The organism is Pseudomonas asplenii, assembly GCF_900105475.1.
GTDB classification, from domain to species: domain Bacteria; phylum Pseudomonadota; class Gammaproteobacteria; order Pseudomonadales; family Pseudomonadaceae; genus Aquipseudomonas; species Aquipseudomonas asplenii.
Genome location: NZ_LT629777.1, coordinates 2,426,855 through 2,441,151, shown reverse-complemented (window position 1 = coordinate 2,441,151; position 14,297 = coordinate 2,426,855). Strand labels below are relative to the sequence as shown.

Here is a 14,297-nt window from a genome sequence, read left to right as displayed (position 1 = left end):
GAACTCTGTCAGCACCGGTGCGTTGAGGAGTCTTCAAAACGTAGGTGATCTACCCGCCACAACATGATGGCATGTTGACTCTTATCTCAAACTAATGCCAGAATCGACGCATGCCTCTTGGGGGTGAGCGGGTGCCCTAAAGCTCTGGATTTAGCTATCAGAGAGATGTGCAGCAGAAGTAGAGAAAGCCTCGAAACTGCTGGATTTAGCGATTTATTTTTGCGTGGTTGCATCCGTGGGAAAAAGCTCAGCATTCGTGTTGGGCTTTTTTTTGATCTAGAGGGATCTATGATATTAGAAAAGCAACTCCTCAAATTTATCCAAGCTGAGGCGGAAAAGCTAAGTGATCGTCATCACGCTTACCACAACTCGGTTGACTTAGAATATGAGCGTAGATCTAGAAGATTGTTGGACCCAGGAGAAAAACTTGTCACCTTGCCACCACAATGGAGCGTGGATAAAAAATTCAACCCGTTTTACGTAAATAAAAATCGCAAGAAAATCGCGCACTCAATATCGCGAAAAATACTTTTGGGTACCTACATCCCAAATCCGCCTACACATATGAACGTTCGCAAGCCATCTGGCGGGTATCGCACAGTATCAATTTATCAAATTCCAGATGCTGCGGTATCAGCTTTATTTTATCACCAATTACTGAAGAAGAATAAACATAGGTTAAGCTCGTTTGCTTACGCTTATAGAGATGACCGTAATGCTCACTTTGCAATTCAAGACATATCACTTGAACTAGGTCAAGTTCCTAGGATATTTGTTGCAGAGTTCGACTTTTCAAAGTTTTTCGATAACATTCGTCACGACTATCTATTTCAGCAGTTTGACCAAAACGGATTTTCAATCAGCGAAAGCGAACGAAAAGTAATAAGGGCTTTTTTAGGGGCATCCGGCAAAGGCATACCACAGGGCACGTCAATATCCTTATTCTTAGCGAATCTAGTCTGCTGGCAGCTTGACAAGAAGCTTGAGCTCGCGGGATTAAGATTCGCTCGATATGCAGACGACACGATTATTTGGGCAAATGATTACCAAAAAATCAACGTAGCCTATGAGATTGTTTATAAGTTTTCGGCTGAGACTGGCGTCGCGATAAACTTGGAAAAATCTGAGGGCATAAGTTTGTTGTGCCCTAAAGATCATAAAAGCGAATTCGCACAATGTAAAGATTCTGTAGACTTCTTAGGATACAAACTATCCAAAGAGAAAATATCAATAAAAGACAAATCCGTAGCACATATCAAAAAAGAAATAAGCTATATATTGTACAAGCACCTAATCCAACCGCTTAAGCCTTCCACCCTTAGATCCGTGAGCATCCCCGCAAATAACAAAGACGCTGATCTGTTACGAGCAATTTCCGAAATAAGAAGATTTCTTTACGGAGATTTGACTGATGAAATGATATCTAACTATATCAATGGCGCCAGCAATCGAATTTTCTTTAAAGGTACAATGAGCTTCTATCCGCTCCTCAATGACGAATCACAACTACGCCAGCTCGATACATGGCTGGTATTAGCAGTTTTCAAATCTATTAAGCTCCGCAAAAGCCTTCTTTCTAAACACGGTTATAATAGAAGCCATTCAAGCCCGTTCAACATACGCAAAAAAGATATCGCGTCCACATTGCGCAAACAGAAAGTAGACGGAAAGAAAAGACTACAACTTCCAAGCTTCTTTTTCATATATCAAGCATTGAAAAAAGGGTTATCTGATATGGGCGTTGAAGGCGTCATGAATCCAAAGTCAAACATGTATAACTATTAAATTTACTCTAAAGTTTAGAATATCTATAGAAGAGATAGTTTTACGCTGTTGCACCATTGGTACAGCCTGAGCGCCCGGGTTAAATCTCAACGAGGCCGCAGCGACGTCTCAGCACTACGCAACTCTATCGTACCATCAGTTGAAATTTCGGTAGATTGTGGATGGATAAGGATTTCTAAAAGGTTGAAAAATGGACTTGCCCCCTATCATCCCCCAAACAGTGGGTAAGCCAAGCCGGACGTTGCCGGTTGCCCGGCTCAATCCGCTAGCCCAAGACTATCACGACAAATATTCGACGCGGCGGCTCGCCCGAAAGCTGGTCCGGCGCACCTATCGCTACCTGCACTACCTCACTATCGATACGTCTGGCAGCACCAAGCAAATCCACCAATTTGGTGGAGCGACCTGGGGCATGGCAGCGTTACCTTTATTACATAGCTCGCAAACCTGGACTAAAAAAATGCTTCCAGTTGAAATAAAGCTAATATCCCCAACGCACGAACTACATGTCTTTAACATAGAGTCCTTAGACACCAAGATAACCAAATGCCTTGATGATTTCTTGGTATCAATATGTGAAGGAAGCTCCGATAGTGAATTAGATTTAGTTAAACTAAGACTTAGGAAATTTCTTGAAGATAAAGATGAAAAAACTCGTATGGGAGCAGCCGCAGAGCTCTTTGCGCACTTATATTTAAGAACAGCCGGATACAAACAGGAATTTCTATTCTTCAATCTAGAAGAAGGCTCAATAAAAAAAGGGTTTGATGGCTTTTTCTCTAAGGACGCGGAAACCTATCTACTCGAAAGCAAATCCGGTTCCATTTCTAGTAAAAAAATCAGTCACAAAGACAAGCTAAAACATGCCTATTCCGACTTAGAAAAGTACGTTTCCGGGAAAAGCGAGAAAGGTAAAAATAATCCATGGAAGAATGCCTACAATCATGCTTCCCACATAGATGTAGGGACGGAAAAATCAATTAGAAAGAAAATAAAACTTCTTCAGGACATGTTCGACAAAGGCACCTTTAGTAAGATAACAGAATTCAACATTATTACTTACTCAACTATTTTTTTAAATGGGTCATGGGATTCAACAGCGAGCTCTGAAATCTTAACTGATAATAGCTTCGTACTGGGATTTAACGGAAAAACGATCAAAGCTATGTGCTTGACAAAATCGAGCTTAGATAGCTTTATCAAATACCTGGAGAAGTAAAATGGCAATTAGCCTGACTTGGCTCAAGAACAACAAATTATTCTCAGAAGTCATGAAAAAGACATCTCTAAATATTCAGCTTGATGATAGAGAGCTCGAGTTTATCCTAAGCTGTGCAATTATATTTTTTAACGAATACAGTGGCGACAAAAGAAAATCAACCTACTTTGAAATTGCATACTACATAACCTTGAAGTGCGCAATAAACAACAATTATTATCAGCCACTATTAGACGCAAGCTCGAACTTCGGGATCTATCCGATAGCGCAATACATATCAAAAAACAAATTAACGGAAAACTTAACCAGCACAAATTTCACCTTAGAGTACCAGCTAGAGAAATTCCTGAACAATGATATAACCGAAACCTACGAGCAGAAAAAATATCGGGAGCACATAATTGACAGCAATAGCAAGGAAAACTGTTACATTGCACCAACCTCATTTGGGAAAAGCACATTAATTGTTGACATAATAAAATCAAGGAATCCCAAGACAACCGCAATCATCGTCCCAACAAAGTCACTTCTAATTCAAACTTACAAACTAATCAAAGCAAATTTCCCGCTTCGCCACATTATATTCCATGATGAAATGTATGATGGCGCAGGGGATTTTATTTCCATATTTACTCAAGAACGCGCCCTTAGACTTTTAAAAAATACCAGTATATCTTTTGACCTGCTGGTGATTGATGAGGCCCACAACCTCTTCGAAATGGACGCAAGAAGCATTCTGCTGACAAGGCTGATACGTAGGAATAGGCTCCGAAACCCGGAATCGATAAACTACTACCTGTCGCCACTGATCTCTGAAACTGAAAACCTCAAAACGTATGAAAGCCAGAAAATTTTCGAGAGGCGCATTGCGAGCAATATCAAAGAGCCGGACATATATGAATTAAAAACAAATGGAGAGCAACACGCTTACAACAGATTCATGAACGAATTTTATCACTTAGAAAACGAGTCGAGTTTCGTTAATTACATAATCAAGAATAAAAAAGAAAAAAACTTCCTATACCTCAGAGCACCCAAAAAAGTTGAAGAGCTTTCCATGCTTGTAAGCCAGAAGCTGGCTTATATGGAATCAATAGCTCTCAACGACCTATCTCAAACAATTTCGAACAACGTTCACACCGATTTCTATTGTGTGGACCACATAAAAAAGGGATTGATCTATTTGCATGGAAAGCTCCCGGACTTAATAAAAGAATACTTGGAGCACAAATTTTCGCAAACCAAAGAACTTAAGTACATGGTCGCGAACTCAGTGATTCTTGAGGGAGTCAACCTACCGATCGACAACCTTTACATTCTTAATACTTACGACCTAGATGGAAAATCACTAACCAACCTGATTGGCAGGGTAAATAGGCTTAACGAAGTTTTCGACGACAGCAGAAAATCTCTCGAAAGGCTTCTTCCACCTATACACTTTGTAAACTCAGACGAGTTTAACCGGAAAGGTGGAAAAATGGAAAACAAAATAAGACTTCTGAAAAACGGTACATTTAAAGACAAGATAGAAAACCCGCTACTGCTGAATTTCGACCTAGACCGGATAACTAAGGATTTGGAGATAGCACGCGAGAGCACCGATCAAGAAAGCTTAGATGATCTAGAGCAAAAAATTAGCAAACTGGAATATCTTCGGAGCAAAGAGGATTTCCTGATATACAGTGATGGGGTCGAGTCTAGCAAGGTAAAGCATACTCTGATGGAGTCAGGAATTTCATCCGTATATTATAATCCTGAGTCAGTCTTTGGATTACTTGAAGGGCGTCTCGACACAATTTTTTCAAGCGAGGAGTGGGTCACATCTGACGTAATCGATAAGGTGCATTTGTTTTTTATCAAGACCCTTGAGAATCAGATTTCAGACGCTGCGTTTCTTCGCCTTCAGCACCCAAAAGCCAGGGACTTCTACAAATTATTCACGAGAAATCTACACCGTTTGAACCTTAAGGACCATTTGTCAGAAACGGTGGGGTATTTTCAGAGCATTAAATTTACTGATAGTGGAAAAGAGTTTTTCATTGGAAGTTCCTATGGAGAGATAGCCAAAAATAGGGTCGATGGCGTGCACGGAAATAATGTATATATAGATCTATCAAAAAAAACAGACAAAGAACTGGTAAACTTGGCACTTGTGAAAATCAAGATAGAAAGTGACTTTGTTTCTTATAGTTTAAATGAGTACGTGAAAGCCCTGTATGACTTACGCCTTCTTACTGAAAATGAGTACAACCTGCATATTTACGGGACCACAAAAAAAATGAATGCCGAGTTTGTCAAAATGGGCATTAGCGGATCTTTGGTTAACAAACTGGAACGTGACAAGCAGACGGGGAATATTTCAATAAGTGAATTGGGCGAGGTTAAATACAATAGCGAATTTTCTAAGTATATAAAGTCGCAAGATGATCTTGTTCAGTTTGAAATAAGGAAGTACATAGATATTCAATAGGGTATTTTTTGACGGCAATAATCCAATGATGTCGCCCCATTTTTTCACTAGATCCTAGATCTATGACTAAGGGGCGACTAGAACACACTCTAAGATACGTAAATTATGAAAGCGCCCATACGGTTGACTATATGCGACGATAATCGCGTCTTCGCCCAGTCGATATGTCACTACGCTTAACTGAGCACTAACGTCTTTGTAAATCCCACGTTCTCCACTTGAGAACGGCGAGTCGCTAGCACTGATACTCTTGATTCTACATCGCTCTCCGCCAGACGCTTATCTTGGGCGACATCAGACATCCGCAAACTAAAACTTGCACCCTTACCAAGTGGACATCGCCCCCGCTCGAGAAACCAAAGGGCACAACTCTGTGCCACCGTACGCGCCTCCGATTCGATTCCGCCCAGCAATCTGGCAGCAGTTGGACAGCGTCAGTCCCCATTGGAAAGCGCTGCTGCTCTATCTGCAAACAAACGAACTGGGTGAAGAAAAGGACGCTGGTCGGTGGGCACGATCGTCGTCGCGGCCAACTGAGCTACGCCCGCCGACAGGCACTGGAAGATCTGTTTGTTGACGGCACACTTCGCCACGCTCAAAGCAAATAGCGAACGCTGGCAAGGAATTCGGCCGGCAGACAGCGCGTGAGAGAAACACACAAAAAACCTGCGCAAACAGCGAAAACCCTTACAATCCAATGCCGGATTTCCTACACATTTCTTGCCCCCCACTGATATCCAAGAGATAGCCCCGTGAGTGACTCAGACAGCTCATCCGCGACACTGGTTGACGTAGTGAAGCTTGCCGCATCCCTTCAGCGTTTCGCAGATGATCGCGACTGGCAACAGTTCCACTCCCCCAAAAATCTCATCCTGGCTCTCACTGGCGAGGTAGGAGAGCTGTGCGAGATTTTCCAATGGATGAGCGATGCCGATTCGCTCTCCGCCGCAAAAAGCCCCGAAATGGGCCAAGCCGTCAAGGACGAATTGGCGGACGTACTAATGTACCTGGTTCGCCTGAGCAGCGTACTCGGCGTTGATCTCAACGAAGCGGTGACACGGAAACTCGCCTCGAACGGCCAGAAATACCCCGTGGATAAAGCCAAAAGCAGCAGCAAAAAGTACGACCGACTCTGATCAACCCGAATCTAAGGACAACCCGTGATCGTTTACGCTGCGACCAAACAGCAATTTCTAAAAGACAACGATAACGATGACATCGAGGACGTGATCCTCAGGCATTACAAGGAGGCCACCGGCAAGACCGTTGGCAGGTCGGAAATCAGGTCGTGGCAAGGATCGCTAACGTACATGGCCAAGGTCCTTAGGGATGAAGGCCTGCCGAGCGACGCGGGCCTGGCCATTGAGTTACACATTCCGCAGTCGTCGAAGCGAATCGATTTTCTGCTCACCGGTCGCGACGAAAATCAGGCAAAAAAAGCCGTCTTGATCGAATTGAAGCAATGGAGCAAGGCCAACGCCACCACCAAGGATGCCATCGTCAAAACGGCATTGGGTGGCGGCCTCGTTGAGACCATTCACCCGTCCTATCAGGTATGGTCATACGCCGCGCTGCTGGAGGGCTTCAACGAGGCGGTGTATGACAAAAGCATCGAGATCCGTCCGTGTGCCTACCTTCATAACTACGTCAGCGACGGCATCATCGACTCAGCTCACTACGAGCCCCACATCAGCAAAGCCCCACTGTTCCTGAAAGGGCCGGACGAGCTCACCAAACTCAGAAGCTTCCTGAAAAAGCATATTGCTCAGGGCGACAACAAAGAGGTTCTCTACGAACTGTCCGATGGGAAAATCCGCCCGTCCAAAGCGCTAGCCGAAGCCCTTGAAGGGCTGATGACAGGCAAGCCAGAGTTCGTATTGATAGACGATCAGAAAGCAATTTTTGAGTCGGCGCTTGCGGCAGCAAGCGAAGCCTCGGACCAGGCACCAAAGGTGCTGATCATTGAAGGGGGGCCGGGCACCGGGAAAACTGTTCTGGCTATCAATTTGCTGGTGAGGCTCACAGAATTGAGGCTGTTAAGCAAATATGTCTCGAAGAATGCCGCCCCACGCAAGGTCTACGAAAGCAAACTGGTTGGCACCATCAAACGCAGCCATTTCTCGAATTTCTTTTCAGGCTCTGGGGCGTTCATCGACACTGAGCCCAACACATTCGATGCGCTTATCGTGGACGAAGCTCACCGGCTGAATGAGAAAAGCGGGCTTTATGGGAACCTTGGCGAAAACCAGATCAAGGAGCTGATTGAATCAGCGAAATGCTCAATTTTCTTCATCGATGAAGACCAACGTGTGACCCTGAGCGACATAGGCAGCAAGCAGGCGATACGCGCCTTTGCCAAAGCCAAGGGGGCTGTGGTCGAGGAATATGTGCTGTCTTCACAGTTCCGCTGCAGTGGTTCTGACGGTTACATGGCATGGCTGGATGACGTCCTTGGCATTCGCTCGACAGCAAATCCGACGCTCGACACCTCGGAGTACGAGTTCAAGGTGTTCGACTCGCCTCAGGCGCTGCATGACGCCATCGACGAGAAAAACCATGGAAACAAGGCTCGCGTAGTCGCGGGCTACTGTTGGCCTTGGTTGAGCAAGAAAGCCCCCAACGCTGCCGATATCGTCATCGGTGACTACACGCGACAATGGAACCTGGATCAGGATGGCAGCCTTTGGATCATCGCTGAGAACTCCATCGAGCAGGTTGGCTGCATTCATACCTGCCAAGGTCTGGAAGTCGACTATATCGGAGTCATTATCGGGCCAGACCTGGTCGTACGTGATGGCAACGTTGTGACATCCCCGAATGAGCGCGACAAACACGATAAATCGATTCGCGGCTGGAAAAAAATGATGAAGGAGCAACCTGCTCTGGCGAAAAAAGAAACTGACCTGATCATCAAAAATACGTACCGAACCTTGATGACTCGCGGGATGAAGGGTTGCTACCTGTACTGCACCGATAAAGAGACTGCGCAATTCTTCAAGAGCCGACTTAGTCAACACAGCAGTCACTGACGGAATCGTTTGCTAGGAGCCTCTGTACCTACGAGTGGAGCATCGTACGCGCAGGGGCCATGATCATCAGCAGTTGGTCACCAGCCATAGCTAGTGTTTACACGGCCATTTGCTTGATAGATTCGATGCCGACTCATTAATGGCGTGGTGGAAAAAGCACCGTCCATCGGAATCCAGACCACGCAGCGTTCCAACTGGTATTCCAAGCAAGTTGACCAATAAATTATTAACCAGAAAAAACCGATAGATACCGACTTGTTTCAAATTACCCCGGCCCACCAAACAAAACCCGCCTTGTTCGGGTTTTGTTGTTTCTGGCGTTTGCATTTCGCCAGGTGCTGCATGACCGCCAGTACCTCGACAGCGAGAACATCGACGGCAACCTGCAAGAGCAGTAGCGACGCAGCCTGGCCTTCATCAAACGCAATCTGCACCATCTGCACCATCTGCAGCTCCAGCAGGGCTTCAACACCCTCGGCGAGTTGGAAGTGCCAGAAGAAGTGTTCGAAGAACTGCTGGTCAATGCACTGATCCACCGCGACTACTTTGTCAACGCCTCCATCCGGATCATGATCTTCGCCGACCACATCGAACGGATCAGCTCTGGGCACCTGCCTGACGTGCTCGATACCGATAAAATTCAATTCGGCCTGTCCAACCGTCGTAACCCGACGCTCACCTCCCATGCTGTGCACATTCTCCCCCTATCGCGGTTTGGGCACCGGTATCCCTCGCGCTATCGATGCTTGGCAAATGATCAGGTTGGGGAAATGGGGGAAATGGGGACGAATTTAATTCTTCATTTCCAGCCTTGCTCAAGCAGGTCATGCTGAAACATAGTCGACAATTTCCCTCACACTCCAAAGAAATGTCGCACGCACTTCCTCATATCAACCGTAGGAAGTATGGTATCGAGCATCCGTACTAAATCCCCCCCGGCCTTGCCTGCTCGACACCACAGGACACCTCCGTGACCACGCCCACCCACGCCTCTGCCCAGCTCGTCGAGACCACCCGACTCGCTCAAGCTCTCGAAAAATTCGCCAGCGACCGTAACTGGGCCCAGTTCCACTCCCCCAAGAACCTGGTCATGGCCCTGAGCGGCGAAGTCGGCGAACTGACCGAAATCTTCCAGTGGCTGACCGAAGACGCCTCCAAGTCCGCCGCTCGCACGCCCGAAACAGCCCAAGCCGTCGAGGAAGAGCTGGCTGACGTGCTCATGTACCTGGTGCGCCTGGCCTCGGTGCTTGGCGTCGATCTGAACGCCGCGGCCCAACGCAAGCTGCAACTCAACGGCGAGAAGTACCCGGTCGAGAAGGCTCGGAACAGCGCAAAGAAATACGACCAACTCTGATTGCCCGGCTTCAGTAAGGAAGAAGGACCTTGATCGTTTACGAAGCGACCAAACAGCAGTTTCAGAAAGACAACGATAACGACGACATCGAGGACGTGATCCTCCGTAGTTTCGAGTCAGCCACCGGCCGAATCGTCGCAGCCGCAGAAATGAACGCCTGGAAGAATTCTCTCGGAGCCATGTCACGGGTGTTGCGCGACGAAGAAATCCCCAATGACATCGGCGTGGCCATTGAGCTGCACATCCCACAGACCTCAAAGCGTATCGATATCACCCTGACCGGCATGGATGCCAGCGGCAAGCAAAACGTGGTGCTGGTTGAGCTGAAACAATGGGCTGAAGCCAGTGCCACATTCAAGGACGCCATTGTCAAAACCCTCCTAGGTCGCAAGATCCGGGAAACCGTACATCCGTCCTATCAGGCGTGGTCGTACGCCTCGCTGCTGGAAGGATTCAACGAGGCTGTGTATTCCGGCGGCATCCAAGTGCATGCCTGCGCCTATCTGCATAACTATATGCCAGATAACGTCATCGACGGACCTCACTACCAGGCCTACATCAGCAAGGCCCCGCTGTTCATGAAGGGCAAAGATGAACTGGCCCGTATGCGGGCGTTCATAAAGCAGCACATCGCCAAGGGCGATGAAAAGCGCGTGCTACATGAACTGATGGCCAGCCCCATCCGCCCATCGAAGGCTCTAGCCGACTCGCTGGTCAAACTGCTGAAGAAGCAGGCCGAGTTCGTCCTTATCGACGACCAGAAAGAGATCCATGAGAGCTGCATGGCCGCCGCGACAAGCGCTTCAACGGAGCGCCCGAAAGTGGTGATCATCGAGGGCGGGCCAGGCACCGGTAAATCCGTGGTGGCGCTCAACCTGCTGGTCAACCTCACTAGTCGCGGACTGGTGGGAAAATACGTCTCGAAGAACTCCGCCCCTCGGCAGGTGTACGAAAGTAAGCTGACCGGCGCACTGCCCCGCAGCCATTTTTCACAGCTGTTCACCGGCTCTGGCTCGTTCATGGAATCGCCCACCGATACATTCGATTTCCTGGTGGTAGACGAAGCCCATCGCCTGACCGAGAAAAGCGATCTCTACGGCCAAAAAGGCGACAACCAGATCAAGGAGCTGATCAACGCTGCGCGCTGCACGATCTTCTTCATCGACGAGGACCAGCGCGTCACCCTGAAAGATATCGGCAATCGCGACGCCATCCGTGCGTTTGCCAAGGCACGCGGTGCCGAAATCGAGGAATACGTCCTCACCTCACAATTCCGTTGCAGCGGCTCGGATGGCTACCTGGCCTGGCTCGATAACGTACTTCAAGTGCGAGAAACAGCAAACCACCATCTCAATACCGACGAATACGAGTTCAAGGTGTTCGACACGCCGCAAGCCATGCATGCCGCGATCGAGAGCAAGAACGGCAACAACAAGGCCCGCGTTGTCGCCGGTTACTGCTGGCCCTGGAACAGCAAGAAGCGAGCAACCGAAGACGATATCGTCATTGGTGAGCACTACCGTCGCCAGTGGAACCTGGAGGAAGACGAGAAGCGGTGGATCATCGCGCAGAACTCTGTCGAACAGGTGGGCTGCATCCACACCTGCCAGGGACTGGAGGTGGACTACATCGGCGTGATCATCGGCCCCGACATGATCATACGGGATGGCAGCGTGGTTACAGTCCCGGAGCAACGCGACAAGAATGATCGCTCGGTCTTCGGCTACAAGAAACTCATGAAAGCCGAGCCGGACAAGATGCGGCAACTACTCGACCTGATCATCAAGAACACCTACAGGACCCTGATGACCCGCGGAATGAAGGGTTGCTACCTGTACTGCACAGATGAAGAAACGGCCCAGTACTTCCGCGAACGCTTGCTCGTGCGCAAGGCAAATGCTCCCGCTCTTTCCGAGCCACTATTGGCCTAGTGCAGTAGCTCTCATTGGGCCCCTTGGGCCCAATGACTTCCCCCTTCAATCATTAACGAAAATTCGTACACACTTCCTCATCTTGCCTGTAGGAAGTATGGTGTCGAGCATCTGGAATAAAGGCGAAATGGTGGCCACCACCTTCTCGCCTGCTCAACACCACAGGAATCTTCGTGACCATTACTGCCACCTCCCAGCACCTCGAAACCAGCCGCCTAGCCCTTGAGCAATTAACCAGCAATCTGGACTGGCACCAACTTCGTGCGCCTGACGCATTGGCGCTGGGTCATGAATTCGGCATGGGGTGGTGACAATGGCGGCTCTTGCGACCCTCAAGATCGAAGACTTCTGCTTGGAAGCAGCAAAGCCGGAGTTTATCGAAAGGCTGTGCAAGGACTTCGCCCTGACATTTCCCGATTCGGAACTATCGGCATCCGAAACCCGCTCCTGGAGGAACTCCCTTCCTGAACTCGCCAAGTTGCTCCTACAACAGCAACCGCCACTCCAAGGTCATATCCTGATCGAGTACCCGATGCCGATTGGCTCTGAACGTGCCGATTGCATCCTGATAGGCGAGAGCGAATCGGGACTGGAAATCATCGTCATCGAGTTGAAGCAATGGACACAAGGCTCCGTGAAATTGCGCGCCAATCACGGCCTGACCTGGCTTGAAGTCGCGGCCTCCGAGCCCTACACAAGCAAACACCCCTGTGAGCAAGTGAATATCTACCGATCGGCGCTGGAACATGCGCTCAACTTCGGAGACTTCAAACCCATCATTAACACGCTGGTTTTTCTTCATAACTACCAGGAAAAACCGAAAGAGGAAGTGTTGCGTGCCAATGAGTTCAGCTCACATGTCAGCAGTTCCTTGCTCCGCTCTCTAAACCATGGAGAACAGGATGCCGCGCTGCTGCTATCCCGACTTAAGCGTCCGACACAGGCACTTGCGCACCTGACCTCGCCACAGAGAAAGTACTCGGACGCATTTATCCTGAACTTCAGCGAAAAACTCAATTGCAGTGACCTCTTCAAGGCGACTGGTCAGCAAACGCATGCTTTCAAAAAGATTGCGCCACTGGTGCAACAGGTTCAGACGAACACTTGCGTAATCATCCACGGATTGGTCGGCACCGGAAAAACCGTTCTTGCCATGAAGCTTGTGCAGCACCTCATGAAGCTGGGCAAGAATCCGAAGTATTACGTCAAGTCAGCCGCTATCGGCCAGTGCATAAAAGGCTTGGACTTCGCGGTAAATGGCAGGGCGGTCACTCCTTATCTGGTCGTTGATGAAGCCCATCGCCTGACAAAAGCAACAGCCGCAGGCTTGATGGACAACAAGCACCTCATTGTCTTTTTCATCGATGATTCTCAGTGGATCAGTCCAGATGAGAACTGCCGCAGCAATGACATCCAGCAAATGGCCCATGCACGTGGTTACCACGTGATAACCCATGTACTGGACGAGCAGTTGAGATGTCGTGGTGCCAACAGCTATGTGGATTGGGTCTACGACCTAGTGTTCGGCGCAGCAACCCAGGCGTATTCATCAGTCCCGGAATTCTCAGTGCAGTTGGCTGAATCCCCCCAAGCCATGGAGGACCACCTGAGAGAGCAGGCCCAAGGCAATGCATCAGGCCGAATCGTGGCGGGTTACTGCTGGCACTGGCAGACGGAGCGCACTCCCGGGGTCGGCACAGACATCCATATTGGGCCATGGCAGGCTCGTTGGAACCAGAAAATGGCATTCAAGGAGTGGAATCAACTCGTCGGATACCATGAGGAAGTCGGTGCCATTTATACGGTACAAGGGTTTGAGTATGACTATGTGGGAGTCATTCTTGGGCCGGACATCGTCCTGAGAAATGGTCGAATCGAAATTGACCCAAGCTGCAATGCGGACAGGAGACTAAGCAATATGCGAACAGATCCTGCCGTACGCGAACAAGTCATTCGCAACATCTATTACGTACTTCTCACAAGGGCTCGTCGAGGGGTTGTGCTGTACGCGGTCGATCCGGCGCTGCAGCAGTTTCTGCTCACAAACGTCAACGGCGAAGGTTAGAAGTCACTGGCAAACGCCCTATGACAGTTGCGACGAAGAAGCCGCCCTAATGAGGCGGCTTCATGCTTACGTTGATAAATCAAACATCCAGCGGCGGCGGCGCCCCCTCAAGCAACGCATCCACCACAGCCTTCGCCACCTCCACCGAATGCAACATGCCCCAGAACAACGTCCGTTCCACCGGATTTTCATGCAAGCTGATCTCATCACCGTTCAGCTCAGCAACCTCCAGCAATTTCGACACGTAGCTCAACGCATCATGAGCCGTGACACCAGGCTGGATAGCAAAAATCGTAGGACAGAGCGGGTCAGCGTGATTGACGGTTTTGGAGAGGGTCAACGCGAGGGTATCAAGCAAACGAGCCGCATCCGGCCGTATTGGATTCACAGGATCGTCGGAGCTGGGAGGTGGATCAGGGGTGATCTTCTTAACCATGGTAAATC

11 protein-coding genes are annotated in these 14,297 nt (G+C 48.8%); 9 read left to right on the top strand and 2 right to left on the bottom strand.

Annotation, left to right across the window (positions count from 1 at the left end):
* The first annotated feature begins 165 nt into the window (after positions 1 to 165).
* The 5 genes from BLU37_RS11110 to BLU37_RS11085 all read left to right on the top strand — a co-directional run bounded on the left by BLU37_RS11110 (position 166) and on the right by BLU37_RS11085 (position 8,503).
* Complete coding sequence (locus BLU37_RS11110) at positions 166 to 1,785, top strand: reverse transcriptase domain-containing protein (RefSeq protein ID WP_232000496.1); 1,620 nt, start codon at positions 166 to 168, stop codon at positions 1,783 to 1,785.
* A gap of 190 nt (positions 1,786 to 1,975) precedes the next feature.
* Positions 1,976 to 3,004: a hypothetical protein gene (locus tag BLU37_RS11105; RefSeq protein ID WP_232000495.1), complete on the top strand. Its 1,029-nt coding sequence runs from the start codon at positions 1,976 to 1,978 to the stop codon at positions 3,002 to 3,004.
* 1 nt (position 3,005) lies between these two features.
* On the top strand, positions 3,006 to 5,474 hold the full coding sequence (locus BLU37_RS11100) for a DEAD/DEAH box helicase (protein WP_090204803.1): 2,469 nt from the start codon (positions 3,006 to 3,008) through the stop codon (positions 5,472 to 5,474).
* A gap of 752 nt (positions 5,475 to 6,226) precedes the next feature.
* Entirely contained in the window at positions 6,227 to 6,610 is a 384-nt protein-coding gene (locus BLU37_RS11090) for a nucleotide pyrophosphohydrolase (protein WP_090204797.1), read from the top strand.
* A gap of 24 nt (positions 6,611 to 6,634) precedes the next feature.
* Positions 6,635 to 8,503 (top strand): DUF2075 domain-containing protein, encoded by a 1,869-nt coding sequence (locus tag BLU37_RS11085; protein ID WP_090204794.1) that lies wholly within the window; start codon positions 6,635 to 6,637, stop codon positions 8,501 to 8,503.
* Between the two features lie 260 nt (positions 8,504 to 8,763).
* Here the strand turns inward: BLU37_RS11085 and BLU37_RS29000 are convergent, their stop codons facing one another.
* A complete protein-coding gene (locus BLU37_RS29000; protein ID WP_157696372.1) occupies positions 8,764 to 9,189 on the bottom strand; it encodes a hypothetical protein in 426 nt (141 codons plus the stop codon).
* A 284-nt stretch (positions 9,190 to 9,473) separates the two neighbouring features.
* Between BLU37_RS29000 and BLU37_RS11075 the strand changes: the two genes are divergently transcribed.
* The 4 genes from BLU37_RS11075 to BLU37_RS11065 all read left to right on the top strand — a co-directional run bounded on the left by BLU37_RS11075 (position 9,474) and on the right by BLU37_RS11065 (position 13,853).
* Positions 9,474 to 9,857 (top strand): nucleotide pyrophosphohydrolase, encoded by a 384-nt coding sequence (locus BLU37_RS11075; RefSeq protein WP_090204791.1) that lies wholly within the window; start codon positions 9,474 to 9,476, stop codon positions 9,855 to 9,857.
* Between the two features lie 29 nt (positions 9,858 to 9,886).
* The gene (locus BLU37_RS11070) at positions 9,887 to 11,788 is read left to right on the top strand and encodes a DUF2075 domain-containing protein (protein ID WP_090204788.1); all 1,902 of its coding nucleotides are present in this window, start codon (positions 9,887 to 9,889) and stop codon (positions 11,786 to 11,788) included.
* A 173-nt stretch (positions 11,789 to 11,961) separates the two neighbouring features.
* Entirely contained in the window at positions 11,962 to 12,099 is a 138-nt protein-coding gene (locus BLU37_RS28995; protein WP_157696371.1) for a hypothetical protein, read from the top strand.
* Between the two features lie 2 nt (positions 12,100 to 12,101).
* Complete coding sequence (locus BLU37_RS11065) at positions 12,102 to 13,853, top strand: DNA/RNA helicase domain-containing protein (protein ID WP_090204785.1); 1,752 nt, start codon at positions 12,102 to 12,104, stop codon at positions 13,851 to 13,853.
* A 79-nt stretch (positions 13,854 to 13,932) separates the two neighbouring features.
* Here BLU37_RS11065 and BLU37_RS11060 read toward each other — a convergent pair whose 3' ends face one another.
* On the bottom strand, positions 13,933 to 14,289 hold the full coding sequence (locus BLU37_RS11060; protein ID WP_090204782.1) for a hypothetical protein: 357 nt from the start codon (positions 14,287 to 14,289) through the stop codon (positions 13,933 to 13,935).
* Positions 14,290 to 14,297 lie beyond the last annotated feature (8 nt).

Bases quoted from the DNA above. Each gene is read 5' to 3' on its own strand.
- BLU37_RS11110 (WP_232000496.1), top strand. From the start codon at position 166: ATGTGCAGCAGAAGTAGAGAAAGCCTCGAAACTGCTGGATTTAGCGAT.
- BLU37_RS11105 (WP_232000495.1), top strand. From the start codon at position 1,976: ATGGACTTGCCCCCTATCATCCCCCAAACAGTGGGTAAGCCAAGCCGG.
- BLU37_RS11100 (WP_090204803.1), top strand. From the start codon at position 3,006: ATGGCAATTAGCCTGACTTGGCTCAAGAACAACAAATTATTCTCAGAA.
- BLU37_RS29000 (WP_157696372.1), bottom strand. From the start codon at position 9,189: ATGGGAGGTGAGCGTCGGGTTACGACGGTTGGACAGGCCGAATTGAAT.
- BLU37_RS11065 (WP_090204785.1), top strand. From the start codon at position 12,102: ATGGCGGCTCTTGCGACCCTCAAGATCGAAGACTTCTGCTTGGAAGCA.
- BLU37_RS11060 (WP_090204782.1), bottom strand. From the start codon at position 14,289: ATGGTTAAGAAGATCACCCCTGATCCACCTCCCAGCTCCGACGATCCT.